The organism is Halalkalibacter oceani, from assembly GCF_023715705.1.
GTDB lineage: Bacteria > Bacillota > Bacilli > Bacillales > Bacillaceae_D > Halalkalibacter > Halalkalibacter oceani_A.
The window spans coordinates 48,453-69,555 of the sequence record NZ_JAMBOS010000004.1; the positions used below are offsets into that span (position 1 = coordinate 48,453).

The following is a 21,103-nucleotide window of genomic DNA, read 5'->3' on the forward strand; positions in this document are numbered from 1 at the left end:
CACTCCTTGTTTTAAAAATCTTCTTTTCTTGAGGATGATTGTACTGAATAAGTTTCAAGAATCTTCAGACTATGTCAGATCTTTTGCCACTAATCTTTTTCCAAATTTGTGGAGATTGCAAGTTTGCAAGATACCCTTATTAAAATCTGCCCTTATCGCTATTCCTTCCCCTACTCACAAAAAAATTGCAGAATCGCAATTTATCATTGCGATTCTGCAATTTTGAGCTTGAATTTCTGCACTTTTCTCGTAAGTGTTGAGGCATCAATGCCTAATACGATACTTGCTTCCTTAAGCGTCCTCGATCTTTTTAATGTCTTCTCAATTACATGTTTCTCAAATTCCTCGACCGCCGTTTTTAAGGTGTGCCCGGACAATTCTTCATTCGTAAAGGTTGCGTTTTTGATCTTGTCAGGAAGCTGATCAAATGTGATCTCATCATCAGCCGAGGTGACGACGACTGTTTCAATCACATTTTGCAATTCACGAATGTTTCCTGCCCAATCATTTTTCAAAAAGGCGCGGATCACCTCTTTATCTAACTTTTTCGCATAATGATATTTCCGGTTGTAATGCTCGAGAAACGACTGAATAAAAAATGGCAGCTCTTCTTTACGCTCGCGTAATGGCGGAATGATGATCGGTACGGTGTTTATTAAATAATACAGCTCTCGCCGAAACCGGTGCGCCCGGACCCTTTCCTCCAAATCCTGCTCGGTTGCCGCGATGATCCGGACATCGACGTCAACAGCGGCGGTGCCGCCTATTGGAGTCACCTTTTTCTCCTCCAATACTTTCAGTAGCTTCACCTGCACAGGAAGAGACAATTCGTCAATATCGTTCAGGAAAAGCGTTCCTTGATCCGCCTCTCTTATGCAGCCTTGTCTGATAACCTGCTTTCCTTCCCCGGTCGTTTCCACCTGACCAAATAATTCAGCTTCGATCAGTGCTTCCGGAATCGTCCCGCAATTGATTTCGACAAACGGATGGCTTTTTCTTACCTTTGAGGTCGAATGAATGTACGTCGCCAGCGTCCTTTTTCCGACGCCTGCTTCACCGAGCAGCAGGACAGTTGAATCCAGATCCTGAATCCGCTCCGCCAAATCATAAACAGCCTTTAGCTGCTGTGACTTAATAAGTGGCTTTTGTCCATTTCTCTCTTTTTTAGTAAGCTCACTTTCATAATAATCAATCAATTTTTTCGTTTCCTGTAGTTCCTTTGAAATCAGGTCGGTCTCGGTAATATCTTTGGAAATATTGATCACCTTTGTCAGCTTGCCCTCTTCATTAAAAATCGGATGGCCGGTTACGAGAAGCCTTCTTCCGGATTTCGTCGTCTGGGTCATCGTGATCTTTCTTCCTTCTTTGATCACTTGTTTCGTCGAAGAATGACTGACGATCTTTTCTTTTTCGAGAAATTCCATTGGTTTGCCGATGAAATCCTTTTTAGCAACGCCCATCATCCGCTCACATGCTTCGTTGACCTTTAAAATGGTTCCTTTTTGGTCGGTAATCGTCACTAATTCACCAACTAAACTCATAATCAATTGCAGTTCCTGCTTCATTTCGTTGATTTTGTCAACGAAATAAGCCATATGCTCAACAAAGCTGCTGTGAAACAGCAGTGTCACGCCCGCTTTTTGCCCGTCCGATTCAATGGGATATTCATACAGTATTTTCAGATTCTTTTTATTCGAGTTTGCAAGGGAAAGCGAAGGCTGCGCCTTCTTGATCGTCTTGATAATGTTGCTTTCCGGGATCACTTGACAGATTGGGCATCCGATCAGGGTTTCATGCTGACCGGCTATCATATTGAACGCCAGGTCATTATGATAGATAATAGCGCCGTGATCACCGGTTATGACAAGGCCAACCGGAAGCTGTTTTACCAGTTCATCGAGATTCACGATTATCCCCTCCATACATAGTGCACCTTTTCTAGTGAGAAACCTTTCAAAAGTGGTTTAATCATAGCAAACAGATCCGTGCTTTCACAACACGTCCGCCGTTTTTCCTCAAATTAGTATGGAAGAAAACCTGACAGAATCAACCAACGTTCTGATGGCTTCCTTCTATAATAAGCGATAGAAAATCAAGAGGAGGAGAAGGCGGTTGAATGAAGTGACCCAGTTATTACAAAGCCATCGCTCGATCAGAAGATACACAGATGAAAGCATACCGGAAGCGGTCCTCGATGATATTCTCCGCTCCGGCCAATGGGCGCCATCAAGCCACAATGTCCAGGCATACAGCATCATCACCGTGAAGGACCCGGAAAAAAAGCAAGCGTTGTCCACCGTATGCGCCGGGCAAAAATATGTAGCGACCTGTCCCGTTTTTCTCGTTCTTTGCGTTGACTACTACCGTCTCTATCAAGCTGGGGTGATGAATGATCTGCCGTTGAATATTGAAGAGACGAACGATCTAGTTGTCGGCGCTGTCGACACCGCCCTGGTCGGGGAAAATATTTTGATCGCCGCCAGATCACACGGCCTCGGCGGGGTGATGATTGGCGAAATCCGCAATAACTTTGATGAGGTGGCTGCGCTGTTAAAGCTGCCTCCTTACACCTTCCCTTTATTTGGTATGTGTCTCGGCTATCCTGCCGAAATCCCCGAGCAGAAACCGCGGCTGCCGGCCAACGTCGTCATTCACGAAGAAACCTACCGGACTGAGCGTATTCCCGCAGGATTGGAGGAATATGAAAAACAATCAGCCGCCTATTACACGAAACGGACGAATGGCAGAAAGACAACCGGCTGGACGAAGCAAATCTCAGATTATATGAGCAGACAGCGCGGGATTAAATTAAAAGAATTTATCGTAAAACAAGGCTATGGGCTAAAATAAGAAGATGACCAGCGAATGATTACGGTAAAACAGAAACTCCCGATTGCGTGATAGCAACGGGAGTTTCTGTTTAGCGCGAAGGCTTTGCTATGAATCTAGTTTCATTTTATCCGCCCGCGGCAGGCGCATCGTCAAGATGAACATCACCAGCCCCAGTCCAGCGCAAACCCACGCCATGCTGTGCATATTCCCGGTCGTGATCGTTTGTCCGAAAAGCGCCGCCAGCAGACTGGAAGATAAAATCGTGCCAATAAAGCGCGAGGTCATGAACAGCCCGGAAGCGATACCGGTTTCCTTCTTCGAGACAAAATCATACAACGCTGTCTGCATCCCGAGGTTGTTGAAACCGTTGGCGATACCAAGCACACAAAGCACAAGAAAAATAACGGCGACGCTCGTGTGATCACGAATAATGAGCAGCAGCATGCTTCCTGCTACGACGGAAGCCGTACCGACGATCAGCGACGGCCGCGAGCCGCTCCGTTCGATCCAACGGCCGACAAGCGGCGTGACCAGTACGCTGAAGCCGGCAATCGACAGCATGACAAGCCCCGTCTTTTGCGGATCCATTCCCTGCGCCTGCTGCAAGTAAGACGGGACGCCGAACATGATCGAATAAAACGCCATATTGGTCAAAATATACTGGGCATAAATCAGCGTTACATTCCTATTTTTTTTCAAAAATCCGACATTGATAAACGGCTCGCTCCTCCCTAGTTCATAGCGGTAGAGGATTAGCGATAAGCCCGCGCTGAGCGCAAGCAGCCAGAGGCTGAATCCTTCGGCAAGCTCAAGGAAAAACAGCAGCCATACGAAGATCGCCGCAGAAAACAGCGCTACCCCGCCCCAGTCCATCCGTGCCGCGCCGACGGACGGCTTCGGGTCGCTCGGGAACAAGCACCAGGCGAGCAAGAAGGAGGCGATAATAAAGGGGAAATTGCATAAAAAAATAAGGGGCCAATCCCCGTAATGCAGCAAAAGTCCACCGAGAGAAGGACCGAAAGCCGCCGAGGTGCTGGAAAAGACCGAAATGATGACGAGCGCTTTCGCCTGATGTGCTGTAATCCGGTTCCGAATAATTCCCATGCCAGCCGGAAACAGGGCCGAGCTGCCAAACGCCTGGATAATGCGAAAGCCGATCAGCCAGCCGAAGCTCGGTGACAACGGAGCCAGAGCCGAAGCCAATGTCACAAGCAGCAAGCCGATCATAAATACTTTTTTGCAGCCGTATAAATCACTCCATTTGCCAAGCAGCGGCTGGCCAATCGCACTTACTAAATAATACGTCGAAATCAGCCACGTCACATCGGCAAATGTCAGATGAAACTCTTCCTGCAGGCGGACCAGGGCAACGGAGATCATCGTTGTGTTGAGCGGATTAAGCAGAATACCTAGTGCGACAGCGGTCACAAGCAATGTTTCTTTCGTTTTCAGCGGAGCCGATTGGTGCGTCATAAGGTCACCTCATTTTACTATCTCCAATTTTACTAAAGGACGTTCCGGCTTGACAAGATGAAACTGGCAAAGACTTCCACGCATTCACATAAGAAAACCGCGTAGCGGCTTTTCTTAGAAGCGGTGTGCGGAGCCGTTACCATCTTTTAAGGATGGCTGAAATCGGGCTTTTTTCAGCCATCTGCGTAACGTGCGAAGCCGCCGCCCTTCCTCGAATCCACCCGAAACTTCTATCCTTTCTTAATCATTTAAAAAAGAGAATGACCCGAACTTCGAGCCATCCTCCAGCGTCTTGGCGAAAGGTAGAAAAACACCCTTAGCCCCGCCCCTCATTTTTATTCAGCGACTAATTTGTCAATCCGGTTCGTCCATATCCCACCGTGGTAATCAGCCGGAATACGCTCTGCATCCTCTTTTGAGTCAAAGCCCTCGGAAAAGCCGCCATCTCCAGCGACAAGGATCACCCTTGTGCCGGCAGCCTCCATCCGGTTAACAAATTTCGTCGGCCAGCCCCAAAGCCATTTCGCAATCGTCTCAGGAAGATGGAGCTGTGTATTTTCGCAGGCAGCCGGCATGTAACCTGTCCAGCCGGTAGCCAAATATGGAATAAGACAGTCTTTCATCGTTTCTTTTGACATCACCCGCACATCCGGCAGCAGCTCCTTCAAGCGGGCAACCGGCTCATCTCCGCCATACACAGTAACCGTATCGAGGTCTCTTCCGTTCTCCAGTAAATAATCAGCAAGCATTTCTCCCTCCGCCGGATCATTGCTTTTTATATGAATCAGAAGTTCCTGTTCCGGGAACGTGTCCATCACTTCCTCCAATGTCGGGATCTGCCCTGGTTCCTGCCCGCGAAAAGGGAAGGTTTCCCCACCATCGACTGTATAGCCGTAGCCGATATCGAGCTGCTCCAGCTCTGCCATCGTCATTTCCCTTGTGACACCCGACCCGTCCGTCCGACAGTCAACGGTCCAATCATGAAAAACAGCAAACTCTTCATCCAGAGTCGGCTGAATATCAAGTTCGACGATATCGGCTCCTAATTCAAATGCAGCCTCCATCGAAGGGATCGTATTTTCAAGATACGGGTGCTCTGGCTCATATATCCGCTCCGCCGTACACGTATCATTTTCAACTCCCTCCAGCGGGAACGTTTGACCAAGACCGCGATGAGCGAGCAAAAGCGGCTCTGATGAGGTGGGACTTACCAAAAGCGAACTGTTATTAAAAAACATAAATACGAGTAAAATAGCAATTGCAATAGCCGTTCGTTTAAATATCTTTTTCATGTATGCTCCTCTTTTCAATCGGGTTGTCCAAAAATACGAAGAACTTTGAAACAACTCCGATGCAGCGTGTTAACCTGCGCAACGGCTACAATGTCAGAAAGGCTCCAGCTTTGAAGTTCACCGGCAGCTTCCAGTCACCTTATCGCGCAGATTACCGCTCCTTAAAGTAGCATGATTTTTTCATAAAAGCAAACAGCCTATGGTGCTTCAAATTTATAGCCGACACCCCAAACAGTATGTATCGCTTCACAGTTTACTTTTTCAAATTTCGCTCTGATTTTTTTAATATGGGTATCAACCGTGCGAATGTCCCCGAGGAAATCATAGCCCCATACCTGTTCAAGCAGCACTTCCCTCGTATAAACATTTCCCGGATTTTTCGCCAGATGAACGAGCAGGTCGAATTCCTTAGGGCGGAGAGAAATCTTTTGTCCTTTTACAACCACTTCCCGCCGATCAATATCGATCGCAATCTGACCGTAATCATAAGTAGCCGCTTGTTCGGACGATGGGTGATAGCTGTGCGGCGTTCGTTCCACTCTTCGTAAAATCGCTTTAATCCGGGCAACAAGCTCACGTGGACTGAACGGCTTTGTCATATAATCGTCCGCCCCCAATTCCAAACCGAGCACACGGTCGAATTCATCACCGCTTGCCGTCAGCATAATAATCGGTGTCTCTGAGCGTCGTCTGATTTCACGGCACACATCGTAGCCATCCATTTCGGGCATCAGTAAATCCAGCACAACAAGATCGGGACTCTCATTTATGGCTAATTCAAGCGCAGCTTTTCCATTATCGGCATGAAGGACATTCATGCACTGCTTTTCTAAATAATGAAGGATAATATTACGGATGTTCATATCATCGTCTGCTACCAGAATTTTTAGCATACCGATCACTCCCTTACAAGCAAACCTGTTTTTCTTTTCGCCTTTTTAAGATAGACAATTTAAAAAACGACAACAAGAGTCGATTGATATAGGTCTTCCTGCAAACAAGCCAAATCTATCTTATCTTTCCCGCTTTTCAGGATACTGAACCTTCACAAAAAAAGATTCTAGCAAAAGCCTTGCAGCTTACGAGAATGATGTACCGGAAAATACAGGCCTCAATAAACGAGGAAAGAAAGAGCAGTCACTAAATCTTCCGCTCTCCTTGCCACGCTTGCAACACAGTCAAAAAAGCCCCCGAAAGAGCAGACCATATTCCGTGTCTTCTCTACCGGGGGCTGACCGTCCGTCCTTTATTTTAGAAAAGAGATAAAGTTGGAGTACGCTGTTTTTAGCTCTTGGTAATAATCAACCAATTTGTCCAACGTAGTAACCGGAGCTTCTACTTCTTCCTCTTCTTGCTCAGAAGCGTCCTCTTCTGCCGGTGCTTCCTCGTTACCTTCTTCTACCGGTGCTTCTGGTGCTTCCTCGCTACCTTCTTCTACCGGTGTTTCTGGCGCTTCCTCATTTCCTTCTTCTACCGGAGTTTCTGGCGCTTCTTCATTACCTTCTTCTACCGGAGTTTCTGGCGCTTCCTCGTTACCTTCTTCTACCGGTGTTTCTGGTGCTTCTTCATTACCTTCTTCTACCGGTGTTTCTGGTGCTTCTTCATTACCTTCTTCTACCGGTGTTTCTGGCGCTTCCTCGTTACCTTCTTCTATCGGGGCTTCTGGCGCTTCCTCGCTACCTTCTTCTGTCGGAACTTCAACAGGGTCTTCTGTTACTTCTTCTACTGGAACTTCAGGTGCTTCCCCGGCTCCGTCTTCAGCCGATCCGTTCTCAGCAAAAAGGTTCTGGATATAGAGCCCTTGAAATTGGATCAAATCTGCATAACTATTAAAAATTGAGGCATAAGTATCATAAATAAGAGTCTCAAACTGATCTGTTTCCTCTTCTGTTTGAGCATCTTCATCAATTGGTGCTTCTACTTCGTCCTCTGTTTGACCGTCTTCGTCAACCGGTGCTTCTACTTCCTCTTCCGTTTGACCGTCTTCGTCAACCGGCGCTTCTACTTCTTCTTCCGTTTGACCGTCTTCGTCAACCGGCGCTTCTACTTCTTCTGTTTGACCATCTTCGTCAATTGGTGCTTCTACTTCTTCTTCCGTTTGACCGTCTTCGTCAATCGGTGCTTCTACTTCTTCTTCTGTTTGACCATCTTCGTCAATTGGTGCTTCTACTTCTTCTTCCGTTTGACCGTCTTCGTCAACCGGCGCTTCTACTTCTTCTTCCGTTTGACCGTCTTCGTCAACCGGCGCTTCTACTTCTTCTTCTGTTTGACCATCTTCGTCAATTGGTGCTTCTACTTCTTCTTCTGTTTGACCGTCTTCGTCAATTGGTGCTTCATCGTCAGCTTGTCCTTCTTCATTTTGTTCATCTTCATTTTTTGGAAATTTATCAGCAAGGTGCTTTTTCTCTTTCGCTATTTCACGAATCAGCTTACCTTTTTCCTTTGAACCGTCTATTTCAACTGCCGCTTCCGAGACGAATTGTCCGTGATTTTTCGCTTTTGCTTCAAGCTCGTCCGCTGATACCGGCGCACCGGCCGCAGCAAATGTTCCAGCTAGCATCGCTGTTGTCACAAGTAGTGGGAATACCTTTTTTGGTTTCTGCTTATTTGACACCTTTTGGTTTGATTTTTTCACCATTTCTATTCCTCCTCAGATCAATTCAATTTATCATTTTCGGCCAAGCAGCTCTGTCAGGATACACCTCCTTTTTTCTAATGACAGTTTTTCTAACTGCCTGGTTCATACACTACTCGACAAAAATGATCATTTTATGATCATTTCAAGAAAGGTTTTTGATCTTTTTTAGAATAAATTGATAGAATATTGTGAAATCCGTGTCCTTAATAAGGGAACTGGTGCTATAATAAGCAGGAATCCTGTTTTAAGAAGGAGTCCCGAAATTTAAAGCGAGAAAGCATGAATGAGACGTCCGAAAAAAATAAATGAGCAAGACGTAACTTTCTTTTCTCTTCGGACGTTTTACCATAAACATCATTTCTTCATAAAGGAGGCTTATTCAATGATAGAAAGGAAAAAAGGCTTACAGATTGGAGGCTTCATCATCGGTGCTGCCGCCCTCGTCCTTGTTGCCCTCAGCTTGTCATCCAATCAGGCAACGACGGCTGAAGCCGTAAGCAATGGTCAACAGGGAACAATTGTTGTCAATAGTGTCGGTGAGGTTAAGGTGGAGCCGGACATGGCCTATGTACATCTTGGAGCGCAGGCACTCGCTGATTCTGCTGAAGAAGCGCAAGAGCAGGTTGGGAAGCGTATGACGGCGGTTCGGCAGGTGTTAAGCGAACATGGAATTAAGGAGGAGGATATTCAAACGGCTCGTTTCAACGTTTATCCGGAACATCAATATTCACCAAACGGCGAAACGACAAATGAACGCTATCGCGCGCAGCATATTTTACGGATTGAATATCATCAGATTGACACGGTTGGCGAACTGATCGATGCTGCTTCAGCAGCGGGAGCGAATCAAATTGAACATACCCAATTTGCGCTGGAAAATCCGGAAGCGGCAGAGCACGAAGCGATGAAGCAAGCGATTGAGAAAACAAGAGCAAAAGCGGATGTAATGGCGGAAAGCGTCGGCAAAGCCCGGGGCGAAGTACTGCAAATCTCAGACCGTGCCGCTCAAGTGCATTTCCCAACACAGGACTTTTCTGGAGCGCGTAACGAATCAGCCGATTCAAGCAGTGTTTCTACTGTCATTGAAGCCGGAGAAGTGCAAATCACCCAAAGCGTTGACGTCGTCTACCGTTTGCAATAAGAGCGGAGATGCCGAATGAAAATGATAAGAGGGGCTGGAAAATAGGTATAAAACAACCTTTATCCCAGCCCCTAAGCAATGGGTAGAACCGTCACGACCTTTTTATGTAGGATGTAATCCATAAAAACTGAAGGCCATTATTCTTTTTCTTTGAGCTTCAATAAATAATGAGTATATCCCTTAAATGTATCCTCTGTTTCTCCATAGGATATATCTTCATTTGCAACATAAATATTGTCATTTGTAATATAAAACGCAGGATTTGCCAAAATCCCATCTTCTACATACATAATATAATGTTCGATTTCATTAACACCTAATTCTTTTTTAATCTCTTCATAATCAAATAGAGAACTCAAGCCCTCAAAGTTTTCAAGATTTTCCCCGCCTACCTCATCATAATATATATCATCGTAGTCCTTCATGGTGATGAATTCAAATCCTTCTGATGGATTTCCTCCAAATCTTCCTGAGGTTTCAGAAAAATAACTCTCTCCTATGGAAAACTCTACACCTGTGAACGTTTCTGTTACTGCTTTTACGTCATTTTGATAATCTTCTTCACTTTTTGCAGAATACTTGCGCATATACGCTACTTCCTCAAATGTGTATTCTCCATAAAAATCAGCTATATTTAAAGACGGATGATCTGCAGATTGATTAGAAGCCCCTCCACACCCTGTTAAAAAGAAAATAATGATACTGTGCAAAATAATGTTACACATTCTTATCTCCCCCTCCTTTTATACGTAGTATACTCCTTTTTTGTCACTTGATAAACAGTTATTCCAATATATTCATTCAATTTACTTTTATTAGTATATTAAAAGCGGATCTTAAAATCGACAGGCGTCAATACATCCAGATGACACATGTCATTACTTAAACTATAGACAATATAAAAAACAGTGAACTTATTTTACAATTTCTAACAAACCTTTTAATTTATTTATTTCATAAGTAGGTTTTAAGGATGTAGGATTTTCTTTGTACGCAGGATTGAACCAACAAGTATCCATACCATAGTTCATTCCACCTTGAATATCTGAAGTCAACGAGTCACCCACCATTAGTGCATTTGATTTATCTGTAATCTGCAGCTTATGAAAAGCATAATCAAATATTCCTGTTTGTGGTTTTTGGAATCCAGTGGATTCAGAGATAATAATATGTTCAAATATATCTTTGAAAGGAGAACCGTTAATTCTTGATGTTTGCACAATCGTGTAACCATTTGTAATAACGGCTAACCGTTTATGTGAGAGAGCCTTAATAACTTGTTTTGCACCTTGAACGAGGTGCGTTTGTTCTCCGAGAAATTTTAAGTAGTCCTGATTAAATACAACTGCGTCAATTTCAAGTTCGTGCTCTAAAAATAATCTCCTAAATCTCTCCGAACCTAGTTCAACTAGTCCCATTTTTCCATCTTCTAAATCTCTCCATAATACTTTGCTAATTTCCTGGTAACTCTTTTTGTACAAGTTTAAACCAGTTACTAAATTATAGTGATTAAAGACCTTATAAAAAGCTACTTGCTCCGATTTAGCAAAATCAAAAAGCGTGTCATCTATATCAAAAAAAATAATATCGTAATTCTTCATTTTATCCCCTTTACTTTCTAATTTTGTTAAGGATACTTAGAAATGTAGACACGTCCCGAGATGTTTGGGTGTTGACCTTCTCTCCAATCACCTGCTCTATTTAGTGAAAAACGCTTCCGTCAGCTTATCGATTAATTCTTTATCCACAAGACAATCTCTTATCGAAACAACAGCAAAGTACGGAGGGAGATCCAATTGTGCCAGTAAACAATCGTCATAAAGTAAACTGAGCGTCAATTCTTTCTGCGGCGTAATGCCTTTTTCGAGCAGACATTCTGCCAACTGCGTGTAAATCGTCTGCCCCTGTTCAGAAATCGAACTTTCCACTGCAAATTGCCCGGCCATGCTTTGCCACCATACGTTAAAAGAGTGATAAATATCATTATATTCCTTTAACGTATCCTCGCTTTGAGCGAACAGGCGTTGATAAAATAAGCTTTTCTCATCGATGAAAATTCCCAGGTCATTTGTTGGGTTTTCAGAAATCCGCCTTGCTACTTCACTCCACACCTCTCGATACCGCATTTCAAAGTCTTCTTGAAACTCACCTCTTGATGGCAGGTAGGGAAATTTCCATTCATCCTTATTTTGATAGCGATTTAGAAAGAGATTTTGGATATAAACTAAAAAGTTCAATGAATAACTGGCTTCAATTTTCATTAACAACGCATTTTTCATATAAGCTCCCTCCTCCTTCAAATTTGCTTTACTAAAGATATATTTCTACTTCTTTCTTTAAGAAAAAAACCCTGCTGTTACAGGATTTTTCAAACCGTAGACAAAACTTGTCTCTTTTGGGTTGGTAACGCTGGAGGATGTGTGTTTCTTCAGTGCCGGTGCCAGTTGGCTAATTTTTTGGTCCATGGCAGCAAAAACAAGCATCGCCTGCATCAAATTTTTTCCTACCCTTTTAGGTTTGTCCAACGCATCCATTGCTTTTTGTTTCAACTCTGCAAAGACACGTTCAATCGTTGCTTACTGTCTTACAATAGATCGCTCTATTTATGGTCAAGCAACCTCCCTTTTTTCCCCTTAGACAAAGCGGACGGGATGGGAGGGCCGACTCCTGCAGGAAGAGAGGGCAGGTTGAAATCCACCGGCGTGCCGGTTAGTTCAACGCCCTCCTGCGGAAAGCGTGCCCCCATCCCGGGAGCGGGTTCGAAGCTCCGGATCGTGACAAATCCTTCTACCAAAAAAGTCTGTCGACCGTCTCGCTTTTGCGAGACTTTGTCGACAGACTGAAAAATCCTGCTGTAACAGGATTTTTCTCAGCGTATTAAAATGTCACCACGGCAATAAAAGCCGGATTCCACCGATTCCCGCTAGAATCATGATGATCAGGTTGAAGTTTTTCTGCGGGATATATGGCAGGATTTTGATGCCGATTAATGAACCGAGCAGGATAATTGGAATAAACCATAAATAAAAGACAAACGTTTCTCCGGTAATTAAATCGAGATTCACGTACAGTGGCACTTTTATCAGATTAACGGCTAAAAAGAACCACGCGCCTGTGCCGATAAAGACGTTCTTCGGCAAAGCGAGCGCCAATAAAAAAATAGCCATCACTGGCCCGGCTGCGTTCCCTATCATCGTTGTAAAACCGGCCAATGTTCCCATTACGCCGATAAACACCTTCGATTGCGGGACATTCGTCAGCCATCCCGATCTGGCTCTTGCCCGATAAATTTGCAAACTGACCATACTAATGATAATAAGTCCTAGAATAACTTCAATCGGCCTGCTTACGGTGACAAAAAATAATAGCACATAGCCGGCGGCCAGACCTCCGAGAACCCATGGCAGCATCCGCAGCAACGTTTTCCAATGGACCGTATGACGATAATAGGTGACCGCAATCAAATCAGCGGTAATCAGCATCGGCAGACTGATTCCAATTGAATCGCGTGCCGGAAAAATCGAAGCCATTGTTGCGACAACGAGAATCGTTAGCGCCGGCAGGCCCGTTTTGGCAATTCCGATAAAGATGGCACAGATGCCGACAAGGACAATCTGAAACCAGCTTAACTCTAACATAAAGCTCTCCCTCTCCTTCTCTCCTCTTTACAACCTCTACCAGTATACCACTACGTTATTCATTAGACCCCCTAAATATGTCGAAAACATGACTGTGGCAGTCGATTTTCGCCTGAATTTGCTCTTTTCTTTTTCGTTTTCTCCTTTTTTCGCAAAAATTTAAGCATCCTACTTGAAAGTCAAAAAAGGTCAAAGTATAATATAGTCAAAGATAGTCAAAGTCAAACTAATTTCAAGGAGGGTCTATCAGATGAAATGTCAACAGTGTAACCAACGTGAAGCAACCGTAAATGTGAGATTTCAATTGAATCAAGATGTCCACCAGCTCCTTTTATGCCATACATGCTATCAATCGTTACAAGCCGGCTCGAAGATTCCTTCCGGGTTTGGAGGCGGGTTTTCGTCAATGTCGTTTGATCAGTTCTTGAAACAATTCGGCGGAGCGCAACCAGCTGGGACTGAAGGAGCTGCGGCTGTTCAGCAAGAAGGACGCGGCGGTGGCGGCTTTTTGGATCAATATGGCCGTAATCTGACACAAGCGGCAAAAGCTGGTCTGCTCGATCCGGTAGTTGGCCGCGATGATGAGGTGGCGCGCGTGATTGAAATTTTAAATCGCCGCAACAAAAATAACCCGGTGTTAATCGGCGAACCAGGTGTCGGAAAAACAGCAATTATCGAAGGCTTGGCGTTACACATTCATGAAGGGACCGTCCCATCCAAGCTTAAAAACAAAGAGGTTTATTTGCTTGATGTCGCTTCGCTTGTCGCCAACACGGGCATTCGCGGTCAATTTGAAGAGCGGATGCAGCAGCTGATTGCCGAGCTGCAAAGCCGCAAAAACATTATTTTATTTATCGATGAAATTCATTTACTCGTCGGCGCCGGCTCAGCGGAAGGCTCAATGGATGCGGGAAACATTCTCAAACCAGCTCTCGCCCGCGGGGAGCTGCAGGTTGTCGGAGCGACAACCTTGAAGGAATATCGCTCGATCGAGAAGGATGCCGCGCTTGAACGCCGCTTCCAGCCCGTCAAGGTCGACGAGCCGACAGCAGAGCAGGCAATCGAGATTTTACAAGGTCTAAAGGAAAAATACGAAGCTTATCACAACGTCCAGTATACGGACGACGCCTTGGCAGCCTGCGTCACCTTGTCACACCGTTACCTTCAGGATCGCTTTTTGCCAGATAAAGCGATTGACCTGCTGGATGAAGCAGGCTCAAAGAAAAATTTAGAAGCCGGTCTGACAAGCAGCGATGAAATCGAAAAACGGTTGGTCGAACTGGAGCATGAAAAGAAAAAAGCGCTTCAGGACGAAAACTATGAAGCAGCTGCCAAGCTTCGTGACGAGGAGGCCGCGCTTGAAGCCCGTATTCAGTCAAAAGAAGATGTGAAAGCTGCGATTGAAGTTGCGGATATTGAAGCGATCATCGCCAAGAAAACTGGTATTCCGGTCGGAAAGCTGCAGGCTGATGACTCGTCGAAGCTCAAGCATTTAGCGGAAAACCTCAGCAAAAAGGTCATTGGGCAAAAGGAAGCAGTCGAAAAAGTCTCCAAGGCGATCCGCCGCTCCCGGGCAGGCCTGAAAGCAAAGCACCGGCCGATCGGTTCCTTCCTTTTTGTCGGTCCTACCGGCGTCGGGAAAACAGAGCTGACAAAGTCATTGGCGGAAGAATTGTTCGGCTCGAAGGAGGCGCTTGTCCGGCTTGATATGAGTGAGTATATGGAAAAGCACGCCGTCTCGAAATTAATTGGCTCCCCTCCTGGCTATGTCGGCCATGAAGAAGCCGGTCAATTAACCGAGAAGGTGCGGCGCAACCCGTATTCCATCATTCTTCTCGATGAAATTGAAAAGGCGCATCCCGATGTCCAGCATATGTTTCTGCAAATTTTGGAGGATGGTCGCCTGACAGACAGCCAGGGCCGCACGGTCAGCTTCAAGGATACCGTCATTATTATGACAAGCAATGCCGGGATCGCCGACAAAAAAATAACCGTCGGCTTCGGTGCGACCGATGCCGTCAAGCAAACATCCGTGCTTGATTCGCTCTCCGCTTACTTTAAGCCGGAATTCTTAAATCGCTTTGACGCGATCATCGAATTTAATCATCTGAACAAAGACGAACTTGTCCAGATTGTTGAGCTAATGCTGAATGATCTTCAGCAAAGTCTTGCTGAACAGCAGATTTCCTTATCCGTTTCAACCGAAGCGAAGGAAAAGCTGGTCGAGCTTGGCTACCACCAGGCGTTCGGCGCCCGCCCGTTAAGACGCGCGATCCAGGAGCAGCTCGAAGACAGAATTACCGACATCCTGCTCGAAGAAGGCACAATTACGGCAATCGACGTCACCGTGAAGGATGAAGAGATTTGTGTACTGTCAACTAAGTAAGGCTTTCGCAGCCGTTACTCTCCTTTTGGCAAAACAAGCAAAGGCAGACTCAACAGGAATTTTTTCGATTGAGTCTGCCTTTTTATGCTGCTGGGAAGCGGTTTACGCCTCCGCCACGGCACCATTCAGCTCTTCGGCCGAGGTTGCGACCTCAAAGCTTGCTTTTTCAATTTCCATGACGGCCATCATCAATTCTTCCATCTTCTCCTTCACATTGCTGAGAGTCCGGCCGCTTTGATCAATCGAGAGCACGATGTCCTGATACACCTCCTGCATATTTTCAGAAGCGCTTAATCCCGTTGAAACAGCTCCTTCCACATGCTGCAGGGACTCGATGACTGCTTCGGTCAGATGGTTCGAATTCTCGATTAAATTTTGGATTTGCCCGATGGAATTTTCGTCTGTTCGGCCAGTTTCCGGACTTCATCGGCGACAACGGCGAAGCCTTTGCCGTGCTCACCGGCCCGGGCGGCTTCGATTGCTGAATTTAGCGCCAGCAAATTGGTTTGGTCGGCAATTCCTTTCACGAGTGTAATGACATTCGTAATTTCTGTCGTCGAGGAACTAAGCTGGCCGATCGCTTTATTCATATCCTCCGTGTATTTTTCAATTGAACGAATCTTTTCGAGCATCGCCCGGAGTGTATTCTCTCCCTCCACGCTCTTTGATGTAGCTGTCATAAATGTTGCATTGCTTTCACCGGTTTTGCCATTAATCGCTGCCAGGTTCGTAGTTAGCACTTTGGTTGCGGCCTGTGTTTCTTCAGCTAGAGCGACCAGGCCTTCACTGACGATTAAAATTTTGTTGCGCAAGTCTTTTTTCCCTTCGTCGTAGCGCCCGTGAATTTTGGCCACCGTCTCCTTCTCATACGCTTCCAATACGATTTGCTGTTCAAAGCTTAGCAGCTTGTTCATAGCTGAGATGATCGTATAACGCTCCGTTTCGATCTCCACTTCTTTGCTAATGAGAGAAAATAGCGCCTGCTGTAAATTTTGGAACGCGCCCATGTGGATTTGAGCGACTCGTACTCTCTTTTCAAGAAAGGCTGATCCATTCGGCAATGAAACAATTCTCTCAAATGCAGTTGCAACGTTTTTTCCAGTTTGGCAACCTCTGTATGCTGCTCAATCATCTCTCTTAATTCATTTGTTTGCAGCATTTTTTCGTAAAACGTCTTTACTAACCTCCCGCTATGCTGCTCGATTAACGGCTTTACTTGTTTTATCGCTTTTAAATCCTCCTGTTAATTGAATCATCGCCAGCTTGTCCTGCATGCTTTCATCTTCGATCTCAATAAGGACATCAACTTGATGATTATTGAGCCACCTTTTTAGCTTGTTGTTTCTTTTCCTGCTTCCAAACAAATTCACTTTTCTCTCTCCTTCGTTTGGCCGGTTGCGCTACTCACTCCAACTCTCCCAAAGCGCCCATTTCCAGAAGAACCTTCATTGTTCCCAAGTTATTTGTCTCAAGTATAAACGAAAAGAAAAAAGAAGATAACTCATTTTGTAAAATTCAGATTTATCCTGATTAGCACTGTGAAAACGGTTGAAATAGCGATGGAAGGAAACCAAATGCTCTGCTTGTCTGTTTAGATTATTTCGTAATTTAAGTCGCTTGAGTTGAGGGAAAAAAACGCCAATTCTTCAACTCGGCTTCGGTGGCTTACGTGAAGAACAGATTACAGAGGAGGTTTTGAAGCTTTATGATGCCTGTTTTTTTATAAACCAGATAAATTTAGTTAAGGAAGTACCTGCTCGTTGACCGATTGTCACCCTTTTTCATTTTCCCTACAGCCACACCGTCTTTTCCTGATACGGCGTTCGTTTCTTCTCCGTCGCCGCTTCGGTTTCGCCTTCTGCCGGGTAGCCTAAAAAGATCGTTCCGACGACCTTTTTGTTCGCCGGCGCGCCGATGAAGTCATGAAGCCGCTGATCATGGACGAGGCCGACGCCGCGTGTGCGCCAGACAAAGCCGAGGCCGAGCTCCCGGGCGGCGAGCCACATCGAAAAAATCGCGCAGCAAACCGCGTATTCGTTGTCCTTCGTATCCGCTTCGTTTTCCGCGATGTCGGCAGTGGCGATGATGATCACCGGGGTTGTTCTGACGACTTTGAGCGAGCTTTCAATGAGCGACGGCTTTGTCGGAAAACGCTCCTGCAAATAGCTGTGAGCGAGCTGTTCGTATTTTTTCTTTGCTTCACCTTGGATGACGTAAAAGCTCCATGGCTCGCGCAGCCGGTCATTCGGCGCCCAGGTCGCGGCTTCAAGCAGCTGTTCGATTTTCTCCCGTTCCACTTCTCTGTTCGCATAATTGCGAATCGCCTTGCGCGCTTTTAACAGCTCAAATCCATTCATGCTTGCTTCTCTCCTTTTTCTTTATCCTTCACTTTGGCAATCCCTCTAAAGCGCTCCGTTGTAAACGCGGGCGTCATTTTTTCTTCCTCAAAACGATAAATTAATGAACCCTCCAGGCGAATCGACGGATCAAGATGGCGTTGAATGATTGCGCGCCCGACTTCCGCCGAAGATGCGGCGTACCAGCTTCCTTCCGGGTATACAAGCAGCACACAAGCATCCTTGCAGCGGCCGTTACATCTTGTTCGTGTCGTATGAATTTTCTCGTCAAGACCGAGGCGGCTAATTTCATCGCGGACAGCCTGGGTGACTTCCTCACCGCCATGCTTCATGCACGTCGAGCCGTTGCAAATGAGAACATGCTTCTCCGTCCCCGTTAAATTCCATGTCGTCATCGTTAAACTCCTCCTTGTTTTTGAAATTGCGTATGAGACTGAAAGCTGTTATTTTCTCGAAAATTAAGAAAGGATAACATTTTCGGGGTAATTCGAGGAAGGGCGTCGGCTTCGCACGTTACGTGGAGGGCTGAAAAAAGCCCGTTTTCAGCCCTCCTTAAAAGAATTGTAACGGCTCCGCACGCCGCTTCTATGAAAAGCCGCTGCGCGGTTTTCTTAGAAGCGGTACCGGCTTCCAGTCAATCAGTGCGGCGTAAAAGTGATGCTCGTACGTAAAGACGCCATCCTTTTCACGGACATACGGCGCGAGTGACTGCCTGATCACCTTTTCATCAATATCCGCAGCCAGTAGACGGCGGCTGTTATCTTTGAGTAACGCTTCCTCACTCGTGAATCTGTATGTTTTCGTCAGCGGCACAATGTTGCAGCTGGCGTAAATGCCCATTTCATATAACAGATGAACAAGATGAATATAATCGCGGCGCGGATACTTCAGGTGATAGCCGTGGGCAGCTTGCAGATCGAGATAATGCGGACGCATCGGCGCGGTCGTCATACCGATGATCGCCCGTTTTTTAGCATGAGCGTTCATGCGCTCAAGCGCGCGGCGGATTTCCTTGATCCGGTAATAGCAATTGACGCCGATAATCACATCATGCTGCTCCGGCTGATAGTCCTCCCATTTCGCCAGAACATATGTAAGCGGCAGCTGCTTCTCCTGATTAAGCCGCTGTAAAAATTGCAGGCAGCTTTCCGAGCTGTCGACACAGGTCAAAGCCGCTGCTTTTTCGGCCAAAGCAAATGTATAATTGCCCCAGCCCGGACCGATTTCAAGCACCGTATCCCCTTTTTCGACATACGTCAGCAACGCTTGCGTAATTTCCTTCGCATACTCGTCAACATGCTCGCCACTCCGCTTTTTTTCGAGGTGGCGGCGCCAAAATTGCTCCTCTTCTTCGTCATCTTCCATTCGTGTTGGCAGCCTGCCGTTTTCATCCTTCATTCCGTCAAGCCAAAGCTGTTCCAGCTCGGATATCGTCTGCTTCACCGGCTCACCTCCGCTACAGCGGCTACCGACCGGACAGGCAAATAGGTAATGTGGACGCTGTTCGTTTTCGGATGAATGATCACATCTGTTTCCACCTGAAATACGCGGCGTAGAAGCTGCTCGGTCAGCACCTCGACCGGCGTACCGGAAGTGACGATTTCACCGTTATCGACGACATAAATCCGGTCGCAATAGGCCGCGGCGATGTTCAAATCATGCAGGGCGGCGATGACGGTAACGCCAAGCTCGCGCGCGATTTCCATCACCTGTAGCTGATGATGGATGTCCAGATGGTTCGTCGGCTCGTCGAGAACGAGAATTTGCGCCTGCTGGGCAATCGCACGGGCGATCATCACACGCTGCTTTTCACCGCCTGATAGCGTGATAAAGCTGCGCTCACGGTCCTCCCACAGGCCGACCTGCTCCAGTGCCCGCTTTACAACGAGGCGATCATCGTCGCTATCAGCTTCAAACCATTTTTTATGTGGTGAGCGTCCCATCAGCACCATTTCCTCGACAGAAAAGTCAAATTGTGCCGCTCCCTCCTGACTGACGACCGCCATATACTTCGCTGCTTCCTTCGCCGAGCAGGCCGCCCAGTCAATCCGGTCGACATAAATTTCTCCCTCATCGAATGGCAGGGCCCGGTAAATGGATTTCAGCAGCGTTGACTTGCCACTCCCATTCGGGCCGATGATGCCGATAAACTCACCTGAGCGGACGTCAAGAGACATGTCCTGAATAATCGGACGCTTTTGAATCGAAGTTGTTACGTTCTGAACGGCAATTTTCATTTTCCTTCCCCTCCAAATGAGTACTTGCTTTTCCGCAGCAGCCAAATAAAAAAGGGACCTCCGCATAGGGCGGTAACGATACCGATCGGCAGTTCCTGGGGCGCGACGACGAGCCGGGCGAATACATCAGCCCAAATAACGAAAATCGCCCCGGCAAGTGCGCTGATCGGCAGGACACGGCGATGATCCGAGCCGACGGTCAGCCGGACTAAATGAGGAATCATCAGGCCGACAAAGCCAATCGCCCCGCTCACCGCGACGACGACGCCTGTCAGCAATGCGGTGATAACGATCATCCATTTGCGAAACCTGTCCATATCAACACCTAGCGTACCGGCTGTTTCTTCTCCTAATAAAAGCAGATTCAGCGGCCGGAACTGGACAAGCAAGCAAATCAAACCGAGCGTGACGGCGATCACTGGTATGAAGAGATGATCCCATCGCGCCCCGGCAAGGCTGCCCATCATCCAGAACATCGCATCGCGAATTCCGCGCTCGTTCGGACTTGAAATGACGATAAAGCTCGTGATCGCTGATAATATCATCGAGACGACGACGCCGGCAAGCAAAAGCCGGGTCGTCGTCAGCCGCCCGGCGACATGGGCGAGCATATACACGAGCAGTAGCGAGAATAGTGCACCAAGAAACGCCGCTGTTGAAAGAGCATACTGGCCGAACACACCGAAGGCGCCAAATAATATGACGAGCGTCGCCCCGACGGAGGCTCCTGACGAGATCCCCAAAATATACGGGTCGGCAAGCGAGTTGCGAACCAGAGCCTGAATGACGACACCGACGACGGCGAGCCCCGCGCCGACAGCGACGCCTAGCAGCACACGTGGAAAGCGGATATCCCAAATAATCCGCTCCTGCGCCAATGTCCAGTCCCCCTGAAAAGAGACCGGCAGCAGCGTTAGCTGATTCAGCGCGATTTTCCAGACGGTAAGCGGATGAATCGGCACCGGGCCGAGCATGACACCAAGCGTGATGGAGACGAATAGCAGCAGAAACAGAATGAGAATGGCAGCCACAAGCGGAAAAGGCTTGCTCTTCGTTGGCCCTTCTTTGCTTTGAAACCGATTTTTCTCCTTACTCACCATACCTCTCCT

At 46.7% G+C, this 21,103-nt stretch carries 19 protein-coding genes, 3 pseudogenes and 1 riboswitch; of the genes and pseudogenes, 3 read left to right on the forward strand and 19 right to left on the reverse strand.

The genetic code is table 11. The annotated features are described in order from the left end of the window. Nucleotides 1-203: 203 nt before the first annotated feature. Nucleotides 204-1,907, reverse strand: a complete 1,704-nt coding sequence (locus M3212_RS05290; RefSeq protein WP_251192918.1) for a sigma 54-interacting transcriptional regulator — start codon at nt 1,905-1,907, stop codon at nt 204-206. 214 nt (nt 1,908-2,121) lie between these two features. On the opposite strand from M3212_RS05290, the gene nfsA reads away from it, so the two are divergent. Further along, nucleotides 2,122-2,850, forward strand: coding sequence for an oxygen-insensitive NADPH nitroreductase (gene nfsA / locus M3212_RS05295; RefSeq protein ID WP_251193132.1), 729 nt, complete (start codon nt 2,122-2,124; stop codon nt 2,848-2,850). A gap of 87 nt (nt 2,851-2,937) precedes the next feature. Here the strand turns inward: nfsA and M3212_RS05300 are convergent, their stop codons facing one another. The 4 genes from M3212_RS05300 to M3212_RS05315 form a co-directional block, all read right to left on the reverse strand. Continuing rightward, nucleotides 2,938-4,305: an MFS transporter gene (locus tag M3212_RS05300; RefSeq protein ID WP_251192919.1), complete on the reverse strand. Its 1,368-nt coding sequence runs from the start codon at nt 4,303-4,305 to the stop codon at nt 2,938-2,940. 335 nt (nt 4,306-4,640) lie between these two features. After that, on the reverse strand, nt 4,641-5,597 hold the full coding sequence (locus M3212_RS05305) for a glycerophosphodiester phosphodiesterase family protein (RefSeq protein ID WP_251192920.1): 957 nt from the start codon (nt 5,595-5,597) through the stop codon (nt 4,641-4,643). A 197-nt stretch (nt 5,598-5,794) separates the two neighbouring features. Continuing rightward, a complete protein-coding gene (locus M3212_RS05310; RefSeq protein ID WP_349774171.1) occupies nt 5,795-6,496 on the reverse strand; it encodes a response regulator transcription factor in 702 nt (233 codons plus the stop codon). Nucleotides 6,497-6,843: 347 nt separating this feature from the next. Further along, on the reverse strand, nt 6,844-8,235 hold the full coding sequence (locus tag M3212_RS05315; protein ID WP_251192922.1) for a hypothetical protein: 1,392 nt from the start codon (nt 8,233-8,235) through the stop codon (nt 6,844-6,846). Nucleotides 8,236-8,617: 382 nt separating this feature from the next. On the opposite strand from M3212_RS05315, the gene M3212_RS05320 reads away from it, so the two are divergent. Next, complete coding sequence (locus M3212_RS05320; protein ID WP_251192923.1) at nt 8,618-9,376, forward strand: SIMPL domain-containing protein; 759 nt, start codon at nt 8,618-8,620, stop codon at nt 9,374-9,376. 137 nt (nt 9,377-9,513) lie between these two features. Here the strand turns inward: M3212_RS05320 and M3212_RS05325 are convergent, their stop codons facing one another. From M3212_RS05325 to M3212_RS05345, 5 genes and pseudogenes are all read right to left on the reverse strand, one after another. Beyond that, the gene (locus M3212_RS05325; protein WP_251192924.1) at nt 9,514-10,101 is read right to left on the reverse strand and encodes a hypothetical protein; all 588 of its coding nucleotides are present in this window, start codon (nt 10,099-10,101) and stop codon (nt 9,514-9,516) included. 189 nt (nt 10,102-10,290) lie between these two features. Then, complete coding sequence (locus M3212_RS05330; protein ID WP_251192925.1) at nt 10,291-10,977, reverse strand: YjjG family noncanonical pyrimidine nucleotidase; 687 nt, start codon at nt 10,975-10,977, stop codon at nt 10,291-10,293. Nucleotides 10,978-11,073: 96 nt separating this feature from the next. Beyond that, entirely contained in the window at nt 11,074-11,655 is a 582-nt protein-coding gene (locus M3212_RS05335) for a hypothetical protein (protein ID WP_251192926.1), read from the reverse strand. 161 nt (nt 11,656-11,816) lie between these two features. Further along, a pseudogene (locus M3212_RS22370) lies at nt 11,817-11,949 on the reverse strand (transposase); the annotation flags it as partial. A gap of 312 nt (nt 11,950-12,261) precedes the next feature. Next, a complete protein-coding gene (locus M3212_RS05345) occupies nt 12,262-13,014 on the reverse strand; it encodes a sulfite exporter TauE/SafE family protein (protein WP_251192928.1) in 753 nt (250 codons plus the stop codon). 250 nt (nt 13,015-13,264) lie between these two features. On the opposite strand from M3212_RS05345, the gene M3212_RS05350 reads away from it, so the two are divergent. Beyond that, nucleotides 13,265-15,400 (forward strand): ATP-dependent Clp protease ATP-binding subunit, encoded by a 2,136-nt coding sequence (locus M3212_RS05350; protein ID WP_251192929.1) that lies wholly within the window; start codon nt 13,265-13,267, stop codon nt 15,398-15,400. 102 nt (nt 15,401-15,502) lie between these two features. Here M3212_RS05350 and M3212_RS05355 read toward each other — a convergent pair whose 3' ends face one another. The 9 genes and pseudogenes from M3212_RS05355 to M3212_RS05395 form a co-directional block, all read right to left on the reverse strand. After that, nucleotides 15,503-15,718: a hypothetical protein gene (locus M3212_RS05355; protein WP_251193139.1), complete on the reverse strand. Its 216-nt coding sequence runs from the start codon at nt 15,716-15,718 to the stop codon at nt 15,503-15,505. 79 nt (nt 15,719-15,797) lie between these two features. Beyond that, a pseudogene (locus M3212_RS22000) lies at nt 15,798-16,314 on the reverse strand (methyl-accepting chemotaxis protein); the annotation flags it as partial. Further along, nucleotides 16,315-16,625, reverse strand: a pseudogene (locus M3212_RS22375) (protoglobin domain-containing protein); the annotation flags it as partial. It abuts the pseudogene before it with no gap. Beyond that, a complete protein-coding gene (locus tag M3212_RS05370) occupies nt 16,591-16,770 on the reverse strand; it encodes a hypothetical protein (protein WP_251192930.1) in 180 nt (59 codons plus the stop codon). The gene M3212_RS05370 and the pseudogene M3212_RS22375, both read right to left, overlap by 35 nt. 10 nt (nt 16,771-16,780) lie before the next feature. Further along, nucleotides 16,781-16,865: riboswitch (cyclic di-GMP riboswitch) on the reverse strand. 325 nt (nt 16,866-17,190) lie between these two features. Beyond that, the gene (locus M3212_RS05375; protein ID WP_251192931.1) at nt 17,191-17,757 is read right to left on the reverse strand and encodes a nitroreductase family protein; all 567 of its coding nucleotides are present in this window, start codon (nt 17,755-17,757) and stop codon (nt 17,191-17,193) included. Continuing rightward, the gene (locus M3212_RS05380; protein WP_251192932.1) at nt 17,754-18,152 is read right to left on the reverse strand and encodes a (2Fe-2S) ferredoxin domain-containing protein; all 399 of its coding nucleotides are present in this window, start codon (nt 18,150-18,152) and stop codon (nt 17,754-17,756) included. The genes M3212_RS05375 and M3212_RS05380 overlap by 4 nt, the downstream gene beginning before the upstream one ends. Before the next feature lie 190 nt (nt 18,153-18,342). Further along, nucleotides 18,343-19,200, reverse strand: a complete 858-nt coding sequence (locus M3212_RS05385) for a class I SAM-dependent methyltransferase (protein ID WP_251192933.1) — start codon at nt 19,198-19,200, stop codon at nt 18,343-18,345. After that, nucleotides 19,197-19,994: an ABC transporter ATP-binding protein gene (locus M3212_RS05390; RefSeq protein WP_251192934.1), complete on the reverse strand. Its 798-nt coding sequence runs from the start codon at nt 19,992-19,994 to the stop codon at nt 19,197-19,199. Before M3212_RS05390 ends, M3212_RS05385 begins: the two co-directional genes overlap by 4 nt. Continuing rightward, a complete protein-coding gene (locus tag M3212_RS05395) occupies nt 19,991-21,094 on the reverse strand; it encodes a FecCD family ABC transporter permease (RefSeq protein WP_251192935.1) in 1,104 nt (367 codons plus the stop codon). The genes M3212_RS05390 and M3212_RS05395 overlap by 4 nt, the downstream gene beginning before the upstream one ends. Nucleotides 21,095-21,103 lie beyond the last annotated feature (9 nt).